Genomic DNA, 23,057 nt, shown 5'->3' with positions numbered 1-23,057 from the left:
GAGGAGGGGACGCCCACCCCTCCGCGTGGGTGCGGACGCCGACGGGCCGCGGCGCGGACCGGACGGGGGCCGGCCCCTCGACGGCGGGTGTGCCGGAGGGGTGTCAGTCGGTTCGCGGCAGGCTCAGCACCGCCCGGCCCAGCACCGGGACCGCCGACGCCATGAGCACGAACGGCACGACCCACAGGGTGGCCCGTGCCCCGACGGTGTCGGCGAGGACGCCGGCCGTGAGGGAGCCGACGCACAGGGCGCCGAAGCTGAACAGGCGGTAGGTCGCCGTCATGCGCGCGTAGAGGGCGGCGGGGGTGAGCCGCTGGCGCATGGTCACCGCGATGACGCTGCCGCCGGAGGACCCCGCCGTGCCGAGGAAGTAGGCGAGGGAGCACCACAGGACGTCGCGGGAGCCGCCGTCGGCCGTCAGGAGCAGGAAGTACGCCGTGGTGGAGAAGACCAGCACGTACGGGAAGGCGCGACCGAGGCCGAAGCGGCGGATCAGGCGGGGCGCGACCAGTGCCCCGGTGACCGCGCCGACACCTCCGGCGACCATGATCAGGCCGAACTGGCCGCTGCTGTGCTGGAGTTCACGCACGAAGAAGATCAGGAAGGCGAGGTTCATCATGGCCACGCCCGCGTTGTAGACGCACGCGTGCAGGGACACCGCCCGGATGGGCGGGTTGCGGACGACCGCGTGGACGCCGTCGACCAGTTCGCGGCGCAGGTCGCGTTCCGCCGTCCGCGCCCTGGGCTGTTCGCGGTGGTTCATCAGCATCAGGGCGGTGGCGGAGGTCAGGTAGGAGAGCGCGTCGACGACCAGGGTGGCCGCGGGGCCGAACAGGCCGACCAGCCAGCCGCTCAGGCCGGGGCCGGCGGTACCCCCGACGGCCTGGTTGGACGTCACCAGGCTGTTGGCGGCCGGGAGTTGCGGGGCCGGCAGGAGTTCGGGCAGGTAGGCCGCGGCGGCGATGTCGTAGAGGACCGTGAAGGACCCCACGGCGAACGCGATCAGGTACACGTGCCACAGGTCGAGCGCGCCCAGGAGCGTCATCACCGGTACACACAGCACCAGGGCGAACCTGATCAGGTCGGCGAAGATCATGACCGGACGCTTGGAACGGTGGTCGAGCCACACCCCGGCGATCAGCGGGAGCAGGAAGAACGGGGCCATGTACGCCGTCTGGACCACGCCGACCTGGAGCGCGCTGGCGTGCAGCGTCGTCACCAGGAGCAGGGGGAGGACGAACTCGGTGATCTTCGAACCGAACTGGGAGACCAGGTCCCCCACCCACAGCGCCCGGTAACTGCCGTTCGTACGCAGCGGATGACGCACCGGGGGCCGTCCGGGCGGCCCCTGGTCGTCCGGCCGGGCGCCGTTCTTCGCGCTGGGGACGGTCGTCGTCATGCTCACTCTCCAAAGGGCGTGTTCGGCTCCTGCGGGACTCTCTCAACGCGTCGGCGGCACAGGCAGTCGGGGAAAGTACCGATCTCGCCACCCGCCCGTGCCGGGTCATGGTGAACCCCGAAGACACGCGGCGATTGAGGTGAGGTCGTAATCCATGGACTGGCGAGATGCGCTTTCCGGCGCGGCGCAGAAGCGGCCGGACGCGACGGCCTTCCGGTTTCACACCGACACACCGGGTGAAGCGGCCGGGGTCAGCTACGGCGATCTCGACCAGCGGGCCAGGGCGGTCGCGGCCCACCTCGTGGAGAAGGGGCTCTCCGGGCGCACCGCGCTGCTGCTGTTCCCGGCCGGACTCGACTACGTCGTCACGTTCTTCGGCTGCCTGTACGCGGGAGTCGTGGCGGTCCCGGCGTACCCGCCGAGCCGGCACCCCCGGTCCGTGGCGCGACTGGTCGCGCTGGTACGGGACAGTGGCGCGGACACCGCGCTGACCACCTCCGTCCTACGCGACCGACTCGGTCCCTGGCTGGCCTCGCACGAGCACCTCCCGCCACTGCGGCTGGTGGCGACCGACGAGTTCGGGCCGGAGAACTCCCCCACCTGGCGCGCACCCGCCCTCGCCCCCGACGACATCGCCTTCCTCCAGTACACCTCCGGTTCGACGTCCACACCGCGCGGCGTCGTCCTCAGCCACGAGAACCTCCTGGCCAACACCGCGATGATCGGCCGGGTCTTCCGGCTCGACGAGGAGATGCGCGGGGTCTCCTGGCTGCCCATGTACCACGACATGGGGCTGATCGGGTCCGTGCTGGCCACGGTACGGGCCGGGGGCTCGATGTCCCTGATGGCGCCGAGCACCTTCGCCCGTGACCCGCTGCGCTGGCTCACCGTGGTCAGCGAGGAGCGCGCCACCGTCACCGGCGGCCCGAACTTCGCCTACGACCTCGCGGTCGACCGCGTCCCGGAGGCGGAGCGCGCCCCCCTCGACCTGTCGAGCTGGCGCGTCGCCTACAACGGTGCCGAGCCGATCCGCCGCCGCACCCTGGAGCGGTTCACCGAGGCCTTCGCCCCGAGCGGCTTCCGCTCCTCCGCCTTCCTGCCCTGCTACGGGCTCGCCGAGTCCTCCCTGCTCGTCGCCGGCGGCCCGGCCCACGGCGGGTACGTCACGACGCCCCCGCCGGAAGGGTCCGGGGCCGCCTCGCCCGAACTGGTCGGCTCCGGCGCGCTGTTGCCCGAACAGCGCCTGGAGATCGTCGACCCCGACACCCGCCAGGTCACGCCCGCCGGCGCCATCGGGGAGATCTGGGTGGCGGGACCGAGCGTGGCGCGCGGCTACTTCCACCGCGCCGACGCCGTCGCGGACACCTTCGGCGCCCGCCTGGACCGCGCGGACGACGACACCGACTTCCTGCGCACCGGCGACCTCGGCTTCGTCCGGGACGGACAGCTGTACGTCACCGGCCGGCGCAAGGACCTCGTCATCGTCCGTGGGCGCAACCACTACCCCCAGGACATCGAGCTGACGGCGGAGGAGGGGTCCCCCGCGCTGCGCTCGAACGGCGGGGCCGCGTTCTCCGTGCGGCGCGGCGACGGGGAGGAACAGCTGGTCGTCGTACACGAGTTGATCCACGGCCATGACGTCGACGACCCGGACGCCCTCGCCCGTGACGTCCAGACCCTCGTCGCCGAACGCCACGAGGTGCGCCCGCACGCGGTCGTGCTGATACGCACCTCGTCGCTGCCCCGCACCTCCAGCGGCAAGGTGGCCCGGCACGCGTGCCGCGCCGCCTATCTCGACGGCGAACTGCTGGTGGTCGGAGAGTGCTCCACCCCGGACGCCACCCCGGACGGCGCCACCGCGACCGGCACCGGGACCACCGACACCGCCCGGGACACCGGGGAGACCCGTGACGTCGCGTCGTTCCTCCGGGCCGCCACCGCGGAGCTGCTGCGCGTCAGCCCCGAACAGGTGCCGCTCGACCGGCCGTTGGCCGCGCTCGGACTGGACTCGATCGACACGGTACGGCTCCAGCACCGGGTGCAGAGCACGCTCCATGTCGAGCTGACCCTGGAGGACGCCCTCACGGCCACCATCGAGCAGCTCGTCGACCTCGTCGGCGACCGGCCCCACACCGCCGGGGGGCCCGACCGGCCCCGCGCCGCCCGGTCGGACGCCCCGGGGGACTTCGCCCTCTCCCCCGGGCAGCGCGCCATGTGGTTCCTGCACCAGATCGACCCGGACACCACCGCCTACCACCTCGGCGGCGCGGCGGAGTTCACCGGCGACCTCGACGCGGAGGCCCTGCGGCGCGCGCTGCGCGCGCTCACGGACCGGCATCCCGCGCTGCGCACCACCTTCCCGGCCGTCGGTGACGGCCCGGTGCAACGGGTACACGCCGAACTGCCGCCCGACCTCACCGAGTTCGAGGTCACGGACTGGTCCGCACAGCGGCTTCGGGACGCGCTCACGGAGGCCACGTACCGGACCTTCGACCTGGCCGAGGGGCCACTGCTGCGGCTCACCCTGTTCCACGGCGGCACGGACGGAACGCACCACCTGGTGCTCGCGGTGCACCACCTGGTGGCCGACCTGTGGTCGATGGAGATCCTGCTCCGCGAACTCGACCAGTTCTACCGGTGCTACCGGAACGGCGAGGCCCTCCCGGAACTACCCGCCACGATCGGCCTCACCGGGGCCGCGCCCCGTCTGGCGGACCGGGTCACGGGCACCGCCGGGGACGAGTTGTGGACGTTCTGGCAGCGGGAACTCGCCGGCGCCCCGACGGTCCTGGAACTTCCCACCGCCCAGGGACGTCCGCCGAGGCAACGGCTGCGCGCCGGACAGCGCCGCTTCCGCGTCGACGGCCGGGTGTCCGCCCGGCTCGCCGAGCTGGCGCGACAGCGGGACACCACCCTGTACACCGTGCTGCTCAGCGCCTACCAGGTCCTGCTGGCGCGCTACACCGGCCAACGTGACCTGCTGGTCGGCTCGCCCGCGCACGGCCGCCCGTACGCCGAACTGGCCGACAGTGTCGGCTCGTTCATCAACACGGCCGTGCTGCGAGGTCGCGTCGACCCGCAAGAGCCCTTCACCACGCTCCTGGACCGGGCGGCCCGCTCCGTACCGCAAGCGCTGCGCCACGCGGACCTGCCGTTGTCCGACCTCGTCGAGAAGCTACGAGTGCCGCGCGACACCAGCCGGGCCCCGCTGGTGCAGACCCTGTTCACCCTGCAACCCTCGGCGGGACCTCGGGGCGAGGCGCTGGCGGGGTTCGCCCTGGGCGACGACCGGGTCCGACTGCCGCTCGGGGACGTCACGCTGCGGCCCGTACCGCTGGAGCAGCCGCACGGCCAGCTCGACCTCCAACTGACCTTCGCCGAGATCAACGGGGACCTGTCCGGGCTGCTCCAGTTCGACAGCGACCTGTTCACCCCGGACACGGCCGACCGCATGGTCGGGCATCTGCGCGTCCTGCTCGGCGCGATCGCCGAGAACCCGGAAGCGCCCACCGGACTGCTCCCCCTGCTGACCGCGTCGGAGCGCCGGTCCACGCTGCTCCACGGCAACGACACCGCACGCGACTACCGCGCCGGGACCCCGGTGCACGCCCTGTTCGCGGAACAGGCGGCCCGCACCCCCGACGCGCCGGCCCTCTCGTTCGACGACGTCGAGTACGCGTCCGGGCGGAGCCCCGACGCCGCCCGGGTACGCGCCGTACCGACCCGGACCTACCGTCAGCTCGACGAGGAGGTCAGCCGGCTGGCGCGGCTGCTGCTACGACGCGGACTGCTCCCCGAGCAGATCGTCGGCGTACGGCTGCCGCACACCGACGACACGGTCCTCGCCATGCTCGCGGTACTGCGCGCGGGCGGCACGTACCTGCCCGTGGACCCGCACCTGCCCGCCGAACGGCAACGGTTCCTGCTGGCGGACAGCGGCGCGAGCCTGCTGCTCACCACGGAGGCCCTCGCCCGTGAGCACGGCGGGCCCGCGCCGGTCGAGCAGCTCTGCCTCGACGGGCTCGGCCCGCTCCTCGCGGCGGAGCCGGCCACCGACCCGCAGGTCACGGTACGCGCCGACCACCGGGCGTACGTGCTGTACACCTCCGGTTCGACGGGCCGGCCCAAGGGCGTGCAGATCCCGCACGGATCGCTGGTCAACTTCCTCACCAGCATGGCGGACTCGCTGCGCCCCGCCGAGGGGGACCGGCTCCTCGCGGTGACGACCTTCTCGTTCGACATCTCCGCCCTGGAGGTGTACCTGCCGCTGGTCACCGGCGGCACCGCGCACATCGTGCCGAGGTCCGTCGCGGCCAGCGGTGACCAGCTCAGGTACCGCCTGGACTCGGGCGCGTTCGCCATGACGCAGGCGACGCCCGCGACCTGGCGACTGCTGCTGGACTGCGGCTGGCGCGGGCATCCGGCCACCACGATGCTCAGTGGCGGCGAGGCCCTGTCGCCGGGCCTCGCGCAACGGCTGCTGGCCCTGGACAGCGGTCCGCTGTGGGACCTGTACGGGCCGACCGAGACGACGATCTGGTCGACCGCCGCCCGCGTCGAGAACGTCCCCGGTACGGCGACCCGACTGGGCGCGCCCCTCGCCAACACACGGATCCACGTCCTGGACGAGCACCTCGAACCGGTGCCGGCCGGAGTGTCCGGTGAGGTGATGATCGGCGGCGACGGCCTGGCCCGGGGCTACCTGGGGCGCCCCGGTCTGACGGCGACGGCCTTCGTGCCCGACCCGCACGGGAACCGGCCGGGGGCCCGCCTGTACCGGACCGGCGACCTCGCCCGCGTCACCCCGGACGGCGACATCGAACTGCTCGGCCGCGTCGACCACCAGGTGAAGGTCAACGGGCACCGCGTCGAACTCGGTGAGATCGACGCCGCGCTCAGCACCGTTCCCGCACTGCGCCAGGGCGTGGCCACCGTGCACCGGCACGCCACGACCGGCACCGCCTCCCTGGTGGCGCACGTCCAGGCCCGGCACCGCACCGGGGTGGGCGCCTTCGACGAACAGGGGGCGACCCGCGCGCTGCGCGAGGAACTCGCCGGCAAGCTGCCCGGCTACATGGTGCCCACCCGCTTCGTGTGGGTCGACACGTTCCCCCTGAACACGAGCGGCAAGGTGGACCGGGGGGCGCTGCGGGCCCCCGAGACGCTCCCGTCCGGCCCCCGGCAGCGGCCCGCCACGGCGACGGAGGGCGAACTGGCCGTCATCATCGGCGAGTTGCTGGGCACGGCGGACATCGGGCGCACCGACAACCTGTTCGACCACGGCGCGCACTCGCTGCTCATGTCCCGCTTCGCGGCGAGGGTACGGGAGTCGTTCGGCGTACAGCTGCCGCTGCGCACCGTCTTCGAGAACCCGACCCTGGAGCACCTCGCGGCGGCCGTGGACGACCGCGCTTCCGCCGAGACCGACACCGCCGACACGCGGAGCCGGCGGATCGAACGCGTCGACCGCGACGGCCCACGGGCGACGCTCTCCTCCCCCGGCGGTCGCGATCCCCTGCGCGCGCTCCGCGCCGCACGCGAGCTGAGCCGGAGGAACGGCTCATGACGTCTTCCGCACCGGCTCACTGGAGTACCCGATGAACGCACCGGCCGTCTTCCCCACGACCCCCGCCCAGCAGCGGATCATGCTGGTCGAGCAGCTCTTCCCGGGTGGCTCGGCCTACCACGTGCCGTTCGCCGTGCGCCTGCGCGGCAGCCTCGACGTGGGGGTGCTCACGCGCGCCGTGCGGGAGGTCGTCGCCCGCCACGAGTCGCTGCGTACGGTCTTCACCAGCGTGGACGGCGTACTCGGCCAGGTCGTCGAGGACGATCCCCACGTGCCGGTCGAGGTCCGCGATGTCGCGGGCTCGCCCGCCTCCGACGACGAGGAGGCGCTGATCAGCCTGGTCGGGGACGTGGCGGCCGAGCCGTTCGACCTGACCGGCCGGCTGCTGCGGGTCGTCCTGCTGCGCCTCGCCGACGACGAGCACGTCCTGTCCGTGACCATGCACCACCTGATCTCGGACATGTGGTCCTGCGGCGTCTTCGTCGGCGAGCTGACCTCGGCCTACCCCGCGCTGCGGGCCGGCCAGGACCTGGAACCGCCCCCGCTTCCCGTCCAGTACGTGGACTACACGGTCTGGCAGCGCGACCAGTTGGAGGGTGACCGTGCGCGGGAACTCCTCGACTACTGGCGCGAGCGGCTCAGCGGAATGCCGCCGGCGCTCGAACTGCCCGGTGACCGGCCGCGCCCGCCCGTACAGTCGCTGCGCGGTGCGACAGCCGTGGTCCGGCTGTCGGCCGAGACCTCCGACGCCGTGAAGAGGACCGCGCGGACGCTCGGTGTGACCGCGTTCAGCACCCTGCTCAGCGCCTTCCAGGCCACCCTGGGCCGGTGGACCGGCGGCGAGGACATCACGGTCAGCAGTGGCGTCGCGAACCGCACCCCCCAGGTCGAGTCCCTGATCGGCTGCTTCATCAACGTCCTGCTGTTCCGTACGTCCCTGGCGGACGACCCGAGCTTCGCCGAGCTGACCACGCGGGTGAGCCGGACCGTCCTCGACGGCGTCGAGCACCAGGACCTGCCCTTCGACCGGCTCGTGGAGGAACTCGCTCCGCACCGGGACCTGAGCCACCAGCCGCTCGCCCAGGTCATGTTCCTGGTGCAGAACGCGCCATTGCCCCACGCGACGGCGGGCGAGCTGCGGCTGTCCTCCGTCCCCGTACGCAGGCGGTCCACCCACCTGGACCTGAACGTCCAACTGTGGGACGCGGGAAGCCACTTCGAGGGCGTCATCGACTACAGCACCGACCTCTTCGACGAGGCGACCGTGCACCGCATGTGGGCCCAGTACGAGACGCTCCTGACGGCGGCGGTGGCCCGGCCCGACGAGCCCGTCTCCCACCTTCCGCTGCTCAGCGCCGAGGACGAACGGGCCCTGGTCCACCCGGGGAACCCGACCGAGGCCGACCCGTCCCCCGCCCTCACCCCGCGACGGGTGGAGGAACAGGCGGCCCGCACCCCCGACGACCTCGCGGTCGTCGCCGACGACGGCGGCCTGACCTACCGGGAGCTGAACGTACGGGCCAACCGTCTGGCACGGCTGCTGATCGCCGAGGGCGCGGAGCCCGAGGGCACGGTGGCCCTGATGCTGCCGCGCGGCGTCGACGTCGTGGTGGCGGTCCTCGCCGTCCTCAAGAGCGGGGCGGCGTACGTGCCGATCGACCCGGAGCTGCCGGCGGACCGCGTCGCGTACATGCTGGACGACGCCGCGCCCTCGGTCGTGGTGACGGTCGGTGGGATCCCCACGGACCTCACCGGCCCGGTACGACGGGTCGAACTGGACGCGCCGGAAACCCACCAGGCACTCGCCGGACACGGCGCGGAGGACCCGACGGACGCCGAACGCCGCGCCCCGCTGCGGCCGGAGAACCTCGCGTACGTGATCTACACCTCCGGCTCGACCGGAAGGCCGAAGGGCGTCCTCATCAGCCACCGGGCCCTGGCCGACTACCTCGCCACATGCGCGCGCGACTACCCCGGGCTCGCCGGCGCCTCGCTCCTGCACTCCCCCTCGTCGGTCGACCTCTCGGTCACCACACTGCTCGGACCACTGGTCGTCGGCGGCCACCTCCTCCTCGGCCAACTCGACGGCCGGGTGGACACGTTGCCGGCCGGCAGACGGTCCCCGCTCTCCTTCCTCAAGATCACACCGAGCCACCTGCCGATCGTGCGGGGGCTGCCCCCGCGGTACTCCCCCACCGTCGACCTGGTGATCGGCGGCGAGGCCCTTCTCACGGAGGTGCTCGACCGGTGGCGGGCCTCCTCGCCCACGGCCACCGTCACCAACGAGTACGGTCCGACCGAGGCGACCGTCGGCTGTGTCGCCCACCGCGTCGAGCCCGGCGCGCCCCTGCGGTCCGGCGCCGTCCCGATCGGTCGCCCCATGGGCAACACCCGTGCCTACGTACTGGACTCGCGGCTGCGGCCGGTGCCGGTCGGCATCCCCGGCGAGCTGTACGTGGCCGGAGTGGGACTGGCCCGGGGCTACCACGGCCGGCCGGCGCTCACCGCCGAGAAGTTCCCGCCCGACCCGTACGGCCCGCCCGGCAGCCGCATGTACCGCACCGGCGACCTGGCCCGGTGGAACGGGGACGGCGTCCTCGGCTACCTCGGACGCGTCGACGACCAGGTGAAGGTGCGCGGCTTCCGTATCGAACTCGGCGAGATCGAGGCGGCCCTGGTGACCTGCCCCGGGGTGGCGGAGGCCACCGTCCACACCACGACCGTGTCCGGGGACACCACACTGGCCGCCTACTACGTGCCCACCACCACGGCGGCGCCCTCGCCCGCGGAACTCCGCGCCCATCTGCGCGGCACCCTGCCGGACTACATGGTGCCCACGTACTTCACGGCCCTGGACGAGATCCCGCTCGCCGTCAGCGGCAAGGCCGACCGTTCGGCACTGCCGCCCGTCAGCACCGCGCGGCCGTCCCCGGCCGCCCGCTTCGTCGCCGCTCGTACTCCGGTGGAGGCGCTCCTGTGCGACGTGTGGGGCAGCGTCCTCAACCTCGAACGCGTGGGGGTGCACGACGAGTTCTTCGAACTCGGCGGCTACTCGCTCGCGGCGACCCGGATCGCCGCACTCGTCAACGAACTCTTCGGCGTCGAGATCCCCCTGCGCGCCGTCTTCGAGACGGTGACCGTGGCGGAACAGGCGGCCCTGGTCGTGGAGGCGGGCGAGGCCCAGCGGGTGGACGTGGCCGCCGTGGCGCGGATCGCGCAGGAGATCGGTGAACTCAGCGAGGAGGAAGTGGAGACGATGCTGGCCGGGTAGGGCGCGACGGCCGAGTCCGGGCGGTGGCTCAGAGCGGGACCAGGGCCGCCGCCACCCGGTCCCGCCACGGTCGCGGCTTCGACTCCTCGACCCCCTCGTACGCGGGGGTCAGCCAGGTGGCGAGGACCCTCGGCCGCGCGACGTGCACGGCTGCTGACCAGCACCGCGCCATGGTGTCCGGCCGGCAGCAACTCCCGTACGAGGGCTGCCCCCGGGGACTCGTCGAGCACGAGAGCCGGCGTCCCGCGACGAGGCACCGGTACCCCACGTGCCACTCGTCGGGGTCCTCGGGAACGTCCGGCGCCGTCACACCCCGTGCCCACGGAAATCGGATGCGTACGGGAAAGGACGCGCCCCGCGCCTTTCTCCCGTGCGGTCGACATACCGCTGACCGTCGGGGAATTCCCCGACCCTCCGGTGCGCGACGGGAACGACAAAGCGCCGATTCCCCTTCCCCGCCGCTTTCCCCGCCGCTGATTTCGGGAACCCGGGCGAACCCGGGGGTTTCCGCGAGGTGAATGCGAGTCCGTCCCGGCAGCCGTCGGACACCGCTCGGCCTCCGCCCCGTGGCACTCACGGCCGGTGAAGTCGGGAACGTGTCAGGGGAGTTGGCGGGGAGCGCCCCGTGCCGCGCGACTCCGGCGGCGGCCGACTCCTCGGGGACGGCGGGAGCAGCGACGAGGCCAGCGGCGCCCCAAAGGACGGCGACCTCCTGATCACGCGGTCTCCCGCCGGGCTCCACGCCCGGTCGCGGGAGCCCCCGGCGGAGCGGTCCCCCTGAGCGGGCCCCGTTCCTCCTCGCCTGCTCCCCCGTGCGGGCCGACCGTAGGAACGGATTCGGCGCGCCGTCCACAGGAGTGGGGCGAACGCATTCGATAGGCCGCATCACTTTCTTCGATGGGGCCTATCCAGCGGCCTGCCGAAGAGGGTCGATCAATTCTCCCGATAGGCACGTTCGGCACCGTCCATCGGGCGGACATTGTCGGGAGCGTTCCCCACCCGAAAACCTGGGACCGGTTCTTTCCCGGGTTTCACAGGAGGCGAGTTCGTGTTCCAGGACGACGACAAGGGTCAGTACGCCGTGGTCATCAACGACGAGGAGCAGTACTCGATCTGGCCCGAGATCCGCGAGATCCCCTCGGGGTGGCGCAGGACCGGGTTCAACGGCACCAAGGACGCCTGCGTCACGCACATCGACGAGGTCTGGACGGACATGCGACCCGCGAGCCTGCGCCGCGCCATGGCGGAGGGCGAGGGCACCACGGTGCGGAGCGGCCATGAGCAGTGAGGACCGCCCGCTGGTCGGACGGGGGGAGCAGCTGGCGACCGTCGACCGCGTCCTCGGCGGGCCGGCCGCCGGGCCGGCCGTCCTGGAGCTGGCCGGTGACCCGGGCAGCGGCAAGACACGGCTGCTGACCGAGATCGCCAGGCGGGTCGCGGAGACCGGCGCCACACTGGGCGACCTGACGACGGACACCCCCGGACACGTACTGCTGGTCGACGACGCCCACGCGCTGGGCCCCGGGGAACTGCGCCGGCTCACCGCACTGTTGCGGGCGGCACCGGCCGCCCGCCGAAGCCCCCTGCTGGTCGTGGCGCACCGCCCCCGGCAGAGTCCGCCCACCCTGCTCGCGGCGCTGGCCGGGGCACGGCGGGACGAACGGTCGTACGCCCTCACGCTGGAGGACTTCGACGCCACCACCAGCGAGGAGTTCGCCGGCACCGGTCTGTGCCGACGGCACGGGGACGAGCTGTACCCGGTGGCCGGCGGCAACCCGCGCTACCTCGAAGTGCTGGTCGCCGCCTGCGGAGGCCCCGAGCGGTGCGAGGGGGACGAACTGTCCCCGCGCCGGCTGCCCGCCCGGTGGTCGGCGCCCCTGCTCGCCGAGGTGGACGCGCTCGGCGCCCACGCGCGTACCGTCGCCCACGCGGCGGCGGTGCTCGGCGAGGAGAGCGGGCCCGCCCTGCTCGCGCCCGTGGCGCGGCTGGACCCCGACAGCGTGCTGGCGGCCGTGGACGAACTCGTCGCCGCCGACCTGCTGCGGCCGACCGGCGACGCCGGGTCGCTGCGGTTCCGTCACCCGGTGGTACGTCAGGTCGTGTACGCCCACCTGCCCATCGGCTGGCGGATGGTGGCGCACCGACACGCCGCCGAAGCCCTGCGGGCCGCCGGCCACCCCCCGGAGCGGTACGCCCCGCACCTCGCGTACGGGGCCCTCGGCGAGGACGAGGCGAGCGCCACGGTGCTCACGGCCGCCGCCGAGACCACGCACCTCAACTCCCCGGCACGGGCGGCGCACTGGCTGCGGACGGCCGCCGACCTGCTTCCCCCGTCCCCCACGCGGCACCACCGGCGCCTGGACCTGTTGGTGGCAGCCGCACGCGCGGCCGTCCTCGCGGGGCGGCCGGCCCGGGCCGTGGAGGCTCTCGACGCCCACGACCGTCTGGCGACGACGGGCGACCGCGACCCGGGGACGGCCGCCGTCGCCGCCGAACAGCGGGCCCTGCTCGCCTCCCGCGACGGACACGTCACCCTCGCCCGCGACCTCGCGCTCGGCGCCCTGGACGCCCTGGACGCCGTGGGCGAGTCAGCGCCACCGGCCGGGGCGGCGGCCTCGTTGTGGGTCCTGCTGGCCGCCACGGCCAGCAGGGAGGCGGGAGAGGCCTCCCGTACCTGGGCCGACGAGGCCGTACGCGCCGCCACCGCCGGCACCGGCGGCACCGACGACGGCCTACGGGCGCACGCGCGGGCCCTGCGCGGACTGCGGCGGTTGGCGGACGGCGCCACGGAGGACGCCCTCCGTGAGGCCCTCGCCTCGGCACGCCTCGCCGACCGACAGCCGGACGAGCGGCTCGCCGCCCACCTCCCCGCCCTGGCCTGTCTCGGACGGCTGGAGAGCCTGCTGGACCACCACGGTCCCGCCGTACGGCACCTGACCCGGGGTCTGGACATCGCCCGGCGCGGCGACCAGTGGCCCGCCGCCGCCGAACTCGCCGCCGAACTGGGGCGGGTGTACCTGCGTCAGGGGCGGCTCACCGAGGCGGCCGAGCAGGCGGAGGAGGCGGTGCGCCGGGCCGACCTCTCGCGCGGCACGGACCTGCGCGCCATGGCGCTGTGCCTGCGCGCGGACGTGGCCCTCCAGATCCACGAGCCGGCGACCTCCGCCGCCGTCGCCCACGCCGCCTGCCTCGTCGCCCCGGCGGAGAGCCCCTGGTGGCCCCGGGCCCACATCGCCCTGGCCGCCGCCCGGTCGGCCCTCGGGGACGCGCGGGGAGCGCACGAGGCACTCGCCGTCGCACGGCTGCTGTCCCCGGACACGGCTCCCCTGCCACTGCCGGAGCGGATCGCCCTGGCCGGCACGGTGTGCGCCGTGGAACTCGCCCTCGGGCACACCGACGCCGCCCGACGGGTCGCCGCGTGGGCGCGACGGAGTGCCGACGACACGGCACCGGCCAGCCTGCGCGTCGCCTCGGCACTGCCGACCGCGCTGCTCTGCGAGGACCCGGCCACGGCCGTGGCCGTGGCCGAGCGGGCACTCGTCGACGCCGCCTCCTGCGGCCAGGTGCTGGACGAGGCGCGGGCGAGGATCGCCGCGGCCCGTGCGCTGGCGCACCTCGGTGAGCGGGACCGGGCGGTCCGGCACCTCGATCTGGCCGCCGCCACGGACGGCGCGCGGCTGGCCGCCGAGGTCACCGCGGCCCGGGAGGCGGTGGATGCCGTACGTACCGGGGGCGGGGAACACGCGATCATGCTGAGCCAGCGGGAGTTCGAGATCTCGACACTGGTGAGCCGGGGTCGCACCAACCAGCAGATCGCCCGGCTGCTGGGCGTCAGCCACAAGACCGTGGAGACCCATCTCGGCCGGATATTCACCAAGTTGAAGGTGTCGTCGCGCGCCGAGATCGCTAACCTGATCGGGCGGAACACCGTCGTCGCACGCCCCCGTCGCAGGGCCGCGGCGAGGCCCGATCCGGCGCTGGCAGGTGTGTCGTAGGCAGCTGTGCCGCTCTCCCGTCCCCACGCACCGGCCTGGTGCGCCGGGTACGCCGGACACGCGACCGCGGTGCGCCCGCGTCACCCGGCACGCTCCTGACGCCCGTTGCCACCCTGGACGACCCGGCACCTCAACGACTCGACGCCTCGACACCGACGCCTCGACGCCTTGACACCAGAAGGACGACACATGAACCCGACCATTCGCACCATCACCTTCGACTGTGTCGAGGACCCGTACGACACGGCCCTGTTCTGGAGCCGGCTGCTCGGCCGGCCGCTGGCCGACGACGACAAGCCGGGTGACCCTCACGCCTCGGTCATCGACCCGGACGGCGGTCCGGTGCTGCTGTTCGTCCAGGTGCCCGAGGCCAAGGCGATCAAGAACCGACTGCACCTCGACCTCGGCCCGGCCGAGGGACGTACCCGGGCGGAGGAGGTCGAGCGGGCGCTCGACCTGGGGGCGCGGCACCTCGGTGACCACATCCGTCCCGACGGCGGCGGCTGGATCGTGCTCGCCGACCCCGCGGGCAACGAGTTCTGCGTCGAGCGCGAGGCGGCGGCCATCCCCGGGGGCCATCCGTGAGGAACGCCGCCGCGCGCTGGCTGCGTCCGCCCGTCGGCCGGGCCGACGGGCCGCTCCCCCACGTACGCCTGGTCTGCCTGCCGCACGCCGGGGGTACGGCGGGCTCGTACCAGGGGTGGTCGCGGCACCTGCCGGACTCCGTGGAGCAGTTGTCGGTCCAGTACCCCGGACGCCAGGACCGCCTCGCCGACGACCCCGTCGAGTCGATGGACGCGATGGCGGACCTGTTGACCGACGTGTTGCTGGAACTCGAACCCCTGCCGCTGGCGTTGTTCGGCCACAGCATGGGGGGACTGGTCGCCTACGAGGTGGCGCGTCGGCTCGAACAGCGGCACGGGATCGTCGCCCGGCACCTGTTCGTCTCCGCGTGCCCCGTCCCGGGGCACGACCGCACCTACCTGCCCGATCCCGAGGACGACGGCGCGCTCCTCGCGTTCGTGGACCAGCAGGGCGGTTCGGCCGCCGGGCTCTACGCCCACCCGAAGCTGGGCGAGCTGCTCCTGCCGTCGCTCCGCGCCGACTTCCGCCTGCTCACCACCTACCGTCCGCCCCGGTCGGCCGGGCCGCTGAGCGCCCCGGTCACCGCGCTGGGCGGCGACCGGGACACCGACTGCGGCCCGGCCGAACTCGACGCCTGGTCACGGCTGACCCGGGGCGCCTGGAACCGGCACGTCCTCCCCGGCGGGCACTTCTACCTGGAGGACGCCGAGGCCGCGCTCCTCGACGTGATCGTGGCGGAACTGCTCACTCCGGCACGTCCGGTGACCCGGTAGCCATGCACGCGGTGAGAGTGGCCCCGTCGGCCGGGTCAATCAGCAGGAACGACCCGGTCCGACGCGACTCCCGGTAGGCGTCGAGCGCCAGTGGCTCGGCGGTACGCAGCACCACGGTGCCGATGTCGTTGGCGAGCAACTCGCCTCCGGCGGGCTCCTGGGACAGGTCCTGGAGTGCCAGCTTGGCGGGGATGTCCCGCACGACCGCCTGGACGGTGCGTGTCGTGTGCCGCAGCAACACCCGGTCGCCGGGGCGCAGCGGGCGGTCCGCGACGTGGCAGACGGTGGCGACGACCGTGCGCGTGGTCTCCGGCGCGGCCTCGGTCGGCGCGATCAGGTCGCCGCGCGACACGTCGAGTTCGTCGGTGAGCCGGACGGTGACCGACTGGGGGGCCCGGGCCTGTGTCGCGGGCCCGTCCAGTGTGTCGATGGCGGCGATGGTCGACACGTGCCGCGAGGGGAGAACGGTCACGGGGGCTCCTACCCGCAGGGTGCCGGAGGTGATCTGGCCGGCGTAGCCACGGTAGTCGGGGTGTTGGGCGGTCTGCGGGCGGATGACGTACTGGACGGGCAGGCGGGCGGGTGCGTCCGGCGACTCCCCGGCGCCCGGCACGGTCTCCAGGTGTTCCAGGACCGTCGGTCCGGCGTACCAGTCCATGTGCGCGGAAGCGTCGACGACGTTGTCCCCGGTGAGCGCGGAGATCGGGATCGCGGTCACCTCGCGGATGCCCAACTCCCCCGCGTACGAGGCGAACTCGGCCGCGATCGCGGCGAAGGCGGACTCCTCGTAACCGACCAGGTCCATCTTGTTGACCGCCAGGACGACGTGCGGGACCCGGAGGAGCGCCGCGATGGCCAGGTGCCGACGGGTCTGCTCCACGACGCCGTGGCGCGCGTCGACCAGGATGATCGTGAGTTCGGCGGTGGAGGCGCCGGTGACCATGTTCCGGGTGTACTGCACGTGGCCCGGGGTGTCCGCGAGGATGAAACGGCGCCGGGGGGTGGCGAAGTAGCGGTAGGCGACGTCGATGGTGATGCCCTGTTCGCGTTCGGCGCGCAGGCCGTCCGTGAGGAGCGCCAGATCCGGGGTGCCGGTGACGGAGATCGACTCCAGCTGGTCGCTGAGGACCGACTTGGAGTCGTGCAGGAGCCGGCCGACCAGGGTGGACTTGCCGTCGTCCACCGAACCGGCCGTGGCCAGGCGGAGTGTGCCGGCCTCGACGGTGGTCTCGGTGACAGTGGGAGCAGACATCTCTTAGAAGTACCCTTCCCGCTTGCGGTCTTCCATCGCGGACTCGGACAGCTTGTCGTCGGCGCGGGTGGCGCCCCGTTCGGTGAGCCGGGAGGCGGCGATCTCGGTGATGACCTGGTGGACGTCCGTCGCGTCGGAGTCGACGGCTCCGGTGCAGGACATGTCGCCGACGGTGCGGTAGCGGACGAGGCGGTCCTCGACCGTCTCCCCCTCCCCGGGCCCGCCCCAGTCGCCGGCGGTCAGCCACATCCCGCCCCGGTTGAAGACGGGGCGCCGGTGCGCGTAGTAGATCTCCGGCAGCTCGACGCCCTCGCGGGCGATGTACTGCCAGACGTCCAGCTCGGTCCAGTTGGACAGCGGGAAGACGCGGACGTGCTCGCCGGGCGCGTGGCGGCCGTTGTAGAGCTGCCACAGTTCGGGGCGCTGACGTCGCGGGTCCCACTGCGAGAACTCGTCGCGGACGCTGAAGATCCGTTCCTTGGCGCGGGCCTTCTCCTCGTCCCGCCGTCCACCGCCGAAGACGGCGTCGAACCTCTCGCTCTGGATCCTCTCGTTCAGCGGGACGGTCTGGAGCGGGTTACGCGTCCCGTCCGGGCGTTCGCGCAGCACGCCCCGGTCTATGTAGTCCTGTACCGAGGCCACGTGGAGCGTGAGCCCGTGCGAGGCCACCGTACGGTCCCGGTACGCCAGGACCTCCGGGAAGTTGTGCCCGGTGTCGACGTGCAGCAGGGAGAAGGGGACCACCGCGGGGGCGAACGCCTTCCGTGCCAGGTGCAGCATGACGATCGAGTCCTTGCCGCCGGAGAACAGGATCACCGGCCGCTCGAACTCGCCCGCCACCTCACGGAAGATGTGCACCGCCTCGGACTCCAGGGTGTCCAGGTGGCTCAGCGCGTCACCGCGCCCAGGAGCCCCCCGTGTCACGGGAGTCGTCACCGCCACGCTCGTCATGCCAGGTTCCTCTCGGTGAGCAGCGCGTACAGGGCCTCGGTCGACTCCGCCACGCTCTGGTGCTGCGATTCGATCCGCAGATCGGGGGCCAGGGGCTCCTCGTACGGGTCGTCGACCCCGGTCAGACCCGAGATCTCACCCGCCGCCTGCCGGGCGTACAGGCCCTTCACGTCGCGTGCGGAGCAGACCTCCACCGGTGTCGCGACGTGCACCTCCAGGTAGGGGGTGGACGACCGCGCGTGCCGTTCGCGCACGCCGGTCCGCGCCTCGGCGTAGGGCGCGATGACGGGGACCAGGACGGTGACGCCGTTGCGGGCGAGGACCTCGGCGATCAGGCCCACGCGCTGGATGTTGGTGTTGCGGTCCTCGCGGCTGAAGCCGAGGTCGGGGGAGAGCGCCCTGCGTACCCGGTCGCCGTCGAGGACCTCCACGCGCCGGTGCTCCTCGCGCAGTCGCCGCGCGACGGCCTCGGCGATGGTGGTCTTGCCGGAGCTGGGCAAGCCGGTGAGCCAGATGGTCGCGCCGGGCCAGCAGGTGCAGTGGTGTGGCGGTGCCGCCACGGAAGGGGAGCTCATCAGGAGGTTGCCGTTCCGTCGGGGACGAGGGCCAGGGTGTCGTGTGCGGCGTCCCGCACGGCGGTGCGCCCGGACGGCCAGGGCAGGAACTCGCCCTTGCGCCACAGTTCGGTCTGGTCGTCGTAGTGGTCGTTGAAGGCGTGGCCCGACGCGCCGGTCAGGTTGATCCACCGGGAGTCGTCGAAGTCGGCGAAGTCGACGACCATGCGCATGGAGGGCACCCAGTTCACCTCGTAGCCCTTGGAGGCGTCCCAGCCGGTGGCGTTGACGGTGGACGATCCCCCGCCCACCTCGATCGGCTCGTGGTTGAGCAGCCACTGGACGGGGGCGGGCCCTCCGGTACCCAGGGTGTCGTTGCGCAGGACGAGTTGGTGCAGGGCGCCCCAGCGCCACTTCTCGGGGTCGTCGCCCAGCTTGTGGGTGAGTTCCCGGGCCGCGTCCTGCATGGCGGCGCGCAGGACGTCGTCGCGGTCGCGCAGCTTGCGGGGGTCGTCGGAGTTGCGCCACCAGGCGTCGTCCGGGCGGTCCAGCAGCTTGCGGACGATCTCGTACCACTGGCCGCCGCCGTCGACCTGCAGCTTGGCCGGGTTGCCGGCCAGGTCGTCGCGGAAGGTGAGCTTGAGGAGATGGCTCCAGACGGCGTTGAAGTAGGCGGCCGACGCCGAGTCCGCGCCCTGCTGGAAGTCCCAGTCGCGCAGGAGCCGTTGGGCCTGTCGGGCCTTCTTCCCGGCGGGCTTGGCGCGCAGCAGGTGGGGGACGAGCGTCTCGGCGTTGGCGTTGTGGGCGTCGAGCTGGATGCGCCGCATGTCGGCGGTGTCCAGCTTCCCGGCCCGCTCGATCAGGTCGGTGATGCGCTGGCTGCGGTAGCCGTCGCCCCAGTTCCTGGTGATCAGGTGGGGGTAGTCGTCGTCCACGACGGCGTTGTTGGCCGTGACGATGTAGCCCGACTTCGGATCGTACGAGCGCGGCAGCTTGTCGAAGGGGATGTAGCCCTTCCACTCGTGCTCACCGGTCCAGCCGGGCACCGGGTAGCGTCCTTCGCCCCGTGCGCGGACGGGTATCCGGCCGGGTGCCTGGTAGCCGATGTGGCCGCGCCGGTCGGCGTAGGTCAGGTTCTGGGCGGGTGAGGAGAACAGCGCGGCGGCGGACCGGAAGTCCTTCCAGCCGGCGGCCTTGTTGAGCGCGAAGACCGCGTCCATGGTCCGGCCCGGGTCCAGGGCGCTCCAGCGCATGGCGACGGCGTAGGTGCTGCCGTCGCGGGGTACCCCGGGCATCCGGCCCTTGGTGGCCACCGACTCGGCCTTGGGGAAGCTGTCCGAGATGATCGGTCCGTGCCGGGTGGAGCGGATCGTGATCGTGCGGTCCTTGCCGTTCGCGACCTTCAGCACTTCCTTGCGGACCCGCAGGGGCAGCTTCTCGTCCCGGAACTCGTAGCGCGAACCCGAGACCTTCTCGACGTACAGGTCCATGTCGGCCGGCGCCAGGTTGGTGACGCCCCAGCCGATCCGCGCGTTGTGCCCGATGATCACGCCCGGCATACCGGAGAACCCGAAACCCGAGACGTCGTACGGGCAGTCCGGGCCGGTCCTCGTACAGTGCAGCCCGATCTGGTACCAGGTGCCGGGCATGGACGGGGCCAGGTGCGGGTCGTTGGCGAGCAGGGGCTTGCCCGAGGTGGTGCGACTGCCCGCCACCACCCAGGAGTTCGAGCCGATGCCCGTGCCGCGCGGGCCGAGCACCCCGTCGAGCTGGTCCAGCGCGTCGGAGGTGTCCTTCAGCGGACGTGTCGGGGACGCGGCGGTCCGCGTCCGCGTGTCGGCGGGGCGGCTGCCACGGGCCTTGCCCGGAACGGTGCCCTGACTGCTGGCGCCGTCCTCGACGATCGACTGCCAGCGCTCGTGGTCGTACTCGGGGAAGAGGGTGTCGACCTGCTTGTCGGTGAGGGTGGTGGCGAGCAGGGCGTGCCGGATCTGGTCGGAGAGCGTGCCGTTGAGGTTCCACGCCAGGGCCTTGAACCAGGCGACGGAGTCGACGGGACTCCACGAGGCGGGGGTGTAGTCGAGTCCGCCCAGGGCGAGGATCGGGTACTCGGCGCTCAGGTCGGCGCCCTGATGGTCCTTCAGATAGGCGTTGACGCCGGCCGAGAAGGCGGTCAGGTTGTTCCGGGACCCGGTGGACAGCAGGGAGACCTCCTTCTGCGCGACCCGCCGCCACCCCATGGTGCGGATCAGCGAGTCGGTCTCCACCTGCCCCTCACCGAAGAGTTCGGCGAGGGACCCCGAGGTGATGTGGCGGCGGACGTCCATCTCCCAGAACCGGTCCTGCGCCTGTACGTAGCCCTGGGCGAGGAAGAGGTCGTGCGGGGTGTCCGCGTAGATCTGCGGGATGCCCGCGCCGTCGCGCCGCACCGTCACGTCACCCTGTAGACCGGGGACGGTCAGCTTGCCGGAGACGGTCGGGAACGAGCTGCGCACCATCCACGTCGCGCCGAGGCCCCCGGCGCACACCGTGACGATCAGCAGGAAGACGGCGAACCAGGCGGTCAGCCACAAGCGTCGGCGCCACCGCGACGGGTGGCGCTCGGGGGCCTGGGGTGGGGTGCCGGCGCCTCCCTTGTGCGGAGCGTCCGCTGTATCCGGCGTGTGCGGCACGGTCAGCGGTTCCAACACTTCGCTCATCTCGGCTTCCCCTGCTCGGCGGTCTTCACGAAACCGAAGGTGACAGCAGTACCGGGGAGACGTAAGCCAGGGGATCTCCCGACTCCGCGCGCGCCACCGGGGCTGGCAGACTCGGCGCGCCGCCTGCCGTGGTGGCCGATGGACAGCGGCTCGATGGCACCGGACGGTTCACGCGGGGCTCCCCGGTTCGCCGGCGCCCCGACCACAGCTCACAGACAGGCGGAACATGAAGGTCATTGCGCTCTGGGCAGCTCCCCGTTCACGTTCGACCGCGTTCTTCCGGTCGATGGTCCAGCACGGCGAACTCGCCGTCCTGCACGAGCCGTTCTGCAACCTGGCCGACTTCGGCGAGACCGACGTGGACGGGCGGACCGTCCACGGCGAACGCGAACTCCTCGACTCGATGCGGGAACTGGCAGGGCGGCGGACGGTCTTCTTCAAGGACACGACGGACCACCAGTACCCCGAGGTGCTCGCCGACCGTACGTTCCTGGCCGAGGCCCGGCACACCTTCCTGATCCGCCGGCCGGAGGAGATCGCGGCCTCCTACTACGCGCTCCAGCCGGACATGACCGTCTCCGACATCGGTCTGGAGGGCATGTACGAGCTGTACCAGGCGGTGCTCGCGGCGGGCGGCCACGCCCCGGTCGTCATCGACTCGGACGACCTCGTCGAACGGCCCGCCGCCACGATGGCGGCCTACTGCACGGCGGTCGGCATCCCGTTCCGCCCGGAAGCCCTCTCCTGGGACGCGGCCCGTCGCGAGGAGTGGCAACGTACCGACCGCTGGCACGTCGCCGTCAGCAACAGCACCGGCTTCTCCAGGAACCGGGCCACCTACCAGCACACGGTGGACAACAACGCGAGCCTCGCGGAGTTCAGCGCCCACCACCGCCCGTTCTACGAGGCGCTGCGTGACCTGCGGCTGACCGTGGAGGAACCGACGACGGTCACGTCCTGACCGGTCCGGTGAACGCCGTCGGAACCGGACTTCGCGCCACCGAGCGGCGCCCGCTCGGCGCGCTGGCCGCCCGCCCGTTCCCGGTCCCCGGGTGACGTCCGCGACGGCCGTCGGCTGAGGGGGAACGGCCGCCGTCCACGGGGCGACCTGGTCCAGCACCTCGTCGCCCCGCCTCCGTGGCGTGCGCCCCGGGGACGGTCGGTCCCGGGTCCCGGGTCCCGCACGGATCGAGGGGCGAGCGGCGTCCCGCCGTTGACCAGGACCTCCCCCGCCGCTCCGAGGGGCCGCCGGGTCACCTGCCCGCCGGGGCACGTGCCACCGGGCGGCACCGGCCCCAACCGCCGCTGGCCGCCCCGGGGGTGGACGCCCGGTGCCGCACCGCCCGACCTGCCCGGCCTGCCCGAACGGGTCATCGACGCGGTCGATCGGCCGCTGCCGCCCCGGACCGGAACACCGCCAGGACGGGTGCCCCTCGTCGTCGACGATCCCCACCGCCCGCCCGCCGCGCGGGCGAGAGGTCGGGGTCGTGGCCCCGGCACGGCCCACCCCCGGTCAACGGCCTCCCGAACGACCTCGCCCACCCCGCTTCTCCGGCTCCCCGGCGCCTCGCGGACACCGTCCGCGTACCCGCCCCCCGGCGAACCCACCCGGGCGCCCACCGCATCGAAGGATTCGATCCGTGTCATCGGGCACGCAGTCCGTGAACACGTTGCCGCCGGCCCCCGCCCGCCCTGACGATGAGAGCCAGGCCACGCGCGATCACCGGGACAACGAGGTGCCCATGCTGAAGTCCCACCGCGGACCCACGCGGTCCTCCCTCCGGGAGGCGTCGGGGAGTCCCGTCGCCCCTCGGACGGAGCCCCCGGTCCGCTCGTGGCGGCCCCCTCAGGGTCACGGACCCGAACCCCTCAACCCCGGGGCCTGGCCCTCCGACCGGGAGGTCGGCACGGGCCCCACGGGAGCCGCCGAGGTCCCGGTGACCAGGCGGCCGGACGTGCGTCGCACCCGCGAAGTCACGCGCCGCGTGCGAATGGTGCGAAAGTGTGCGGCC

12 protein-coding genes are annotated in these 23,057 nt (G+C 73.0%); 7 read left to right on the top strand and 5 right to left on the bottom strand.

Annotated features, from left to right (window positions below; genetic code table 11):
* Positions 1–103: 103 nt before the first annotated feature.
* A complete protein-coding gene (locus ABZT14_RS05100; protein WP_356297246.1) occupies positions 104–1,399 on the bottom strand; it encodes an MFS transporter in 1,296 nt (431 codons plus the stop codon).
* A 154-nt stretch (positions 1,400–1,553) separates the two neighbouring features.
* Here ABZT14_RS05100 and ABZT14_RS05095 point away from each other — a divergent pair, with 154 nt between their 5' ends.
* From ABZT14_RS05095 to ABZT14_RS05070, 6 genes are all read left to right on the top strand, one after another.
* Positions 1,554–6,965, top strand: a complete 5,412-nt coding sequence (locus ABZT14_RS05095) for an amino acid adenylation domain-containing protein (protein ID WP_356297242.1) — start codon at positions 1,554–1,556, stop codon at positions 6,963–6,965.
* A gap of 31 nt (positions 6,966–6,996) precedes the next feature.
* Positions 6,997–10,236 (top strand): amino acid adenylation domain-containing protein, encoded by a 3,240-nt coding sequence (locus ABZT14_RS05090; protein ID WP_356297239.1) that lies wholly within the window; start codon positions 6,997–6,999, stop codon positions 10,234–10,236.
* Between the two features lie 1,048 nt (positions 10,237–11,284).
* Positions 11,285–11,524, top strand: a complete 240-nt coding sequence (locus ABZT14_RS05085) for an MbtH family NRPS accessory protein (protein ID WP_356297236.1) — start codon at positions 11,285–11,287, stop codon at positions 11,522–11,524.
* On the top strand, positions 11,514–14,231 hold the full coding sequence (locus ABZT14_RS05080; RefSeq protein WP_356297233.1) for a LuxR C-terminal-related transcriptional regulator: 2,718 nt from the start codon (positions 11,514–11,516) through the stop codon (positions 14,229–14,231). The genes ABZT14_RS05085 and ABZT14_RS05080 overlap by 11 nt, the downstream gene beginning before the upstream one ends.
* 189 nt (positions 14,232–14,420) lie before the next feature.
* On the top strand, positions 14,421–14,816 hold the full coding sequence (locus tag ABZT14_RS05075; RefSeq protein WP_356297231.1) for a VOC family protein: 396 nt from the start codon (positions 14,421–14,423) through the stop codon (positions 14,814–14,816).
* Entirely contained in the window at positions 14,813–15,589 is a 777-nt protein-coding gene (locus ABZT14_RS05070; protein WP_356297228.1) for an alpha/beta fold hydrolase, read from the top strand. The genes ABZT14_RS05075 and ABZT14_RS05070 overlap by 4 nt, the downstream gene beginning before the upstream one ends.
* On the opposite strand, the gene ABZT14_RS05065 is transcribed toward ABZT14_RS05070, so the two are convergent.
* The 4 genes from ABZT14_RS05065 to ABZT14_RS05050 are packed head-to-tail and all read right to left on the bottom strand — an operon-like array spanning position 15,561 to position 21,045.
* Positions 15,561–16,841 carry a GTP-binding protein gene (locus tag ABZT14_RS05065; RefSeq protein WP_356297225.1) on the bottom strand — a complete coding sequence of 427 codons (1,281 nt, stop codon included), beginning with the start codon at positions 16,839–16,841 and terminating at the stop codon, positions 15,561–15,563. The genes ABZT14_RS05070 and ABZT14_RS05065 overlap by 29 nt on opposite strands.
* Before the next feature lie 3 nt (positions 16,842–16,844).
* Entirely contained in the window at positions 16,845–17,792 is a 948-nt protein-coding gene (gene cysD / locus ABZT14_RS05060; RefSeq protein WP_356297222.1) for a sulfate adenylyltransferase subunit CysD, read from the bottom strand.
* Positions 17,789–18,367 (bottom strand): adenylyl-sulfate kinase, encoded by a 579-nt coding sequence (gene cysC / locus ABZT14_RS05055; RefSeq protein WP_356297219.1) that lies wholly within the window; start codon positions 18,365–18,367, stop codon positions 17,789–17,791. The genes cysD and cysC overlap by 4 nt, the downstream gene beginning before the upstream one ends.
* Entirely contained in the window at positions 18,367–21,045 is a 2,679-nt protein-coding gene (locus ABZT14_RS05050) for a penicillin acylase family protein (RefSeq protein WP_356297216.1), read from the bottom strand. The genes cysC and ABZT14_RS05050 overlap by 1 nt, the downstream gene beginning before the upstream one ends.
* A 226-nt stretch (positions 21,046–21,271) precedes the next feature.
* On the opposite strand from ABZT14_RS05050, the gene ABZT14_RS05045 reads away from it, so the two are divergent.
* Entirely contained in the window at positions 21,272–22,006 is a 735-nt protein-coding gene (locus ABZT14_RS05045; protein ID WP_356297213.1) for a sulfotransferase family protein, read from the top strand.
* The last annotated feature ends 1,051 nt before the right edge of the window (positions 22,007–23,057 follow it).

This window comes from Streptomyces sp. NPDC005438, assembly GCF_040606315.1.
In the GTDB taxonomy this organism is placed as follows: domain Bacteria; phylum Actinomycetota; class Actinomycetes; order Streptomycetales; family Streptomycetaceae; genus Streptomyces.
The sequence above is the reverse complement of the archived record's forward strand: the minus strand, read 5'-3'. Positions and strand labels throughout refer to the sequence as shown.

Bases quoted from the DNA above. Each gene is read 5' to 3' on its own strand.
- ABZT14_RS05100 (WP_356297246.1), bottom strand. From the start codon at position 1,399: ATGACGACGACCGTCCCCAGCGCGAAGAACGGCGCCCGGCCGGACGAC.
- ABZT14_RS05095 (WP_356297242.1), top strand. From the start codon at position 1,554: ATGGACTGGCGAGATGCGCTTTCCGGCGCGGCGCAGAAGCGGCCGGAC.
- ABZT14_RS05090 (WP_356297239.1), top strand. From the start codon at position 6,997: ATGAACGCACCGGCCGTCTTCCCCACGACCCCCGCCCAGCAGCGGATC.
- ABZT14_RS05080 (WP_356297233.1), top strand. From the start codon at position 11,514: ATGAGCAGTGAGGACCGCCCGCTGGTCGGACGGGGGGAGCAGCTGGCG.
- ABZT14_RS05075 (WP_356297231.1), top strand. From the start codon at position 14,421: ATGAACCCGACCATTCGCACCATCACCTTCGACTGTGTCGAGGACCCG.
- ABZT14_RS05065 (WP_356297225.1), bottom strand. From the start codon at position 16,841: ATGTCTGCTCCCACTGTCACCGAGACCACCGTCGAGGCCGGCACACTC.
- cysD (WP_356297222.1), bottom strand. From the start codon at position 17,792: ATGACGAGCGTGGCGGTGACGACTCCCGTGACACGGGGGGCTCCTGGG.
- cysC (WP_356297219.1), bottom strand. From the start codon at position 18,367: ATGAGCTCCCCTTCCGTGGCGGCACCGCCACACCACTGCACCTGCTGG.
- ABZT14_RS05050 (WP_356297216.1), bottom strand. From the start codon at position 21,045: ATGAGCGAAGTGTTGGAACCGCTGACCGTGCCGCACACGCCGGATACA.
- ABZT14_RS05045 (WP_356297213.1), top strand. From the start codon at position 21,272: ATGAAGGTCATTGCGCTCTGGGCAGCTCCCCGTTCACGTTCGACCGCG.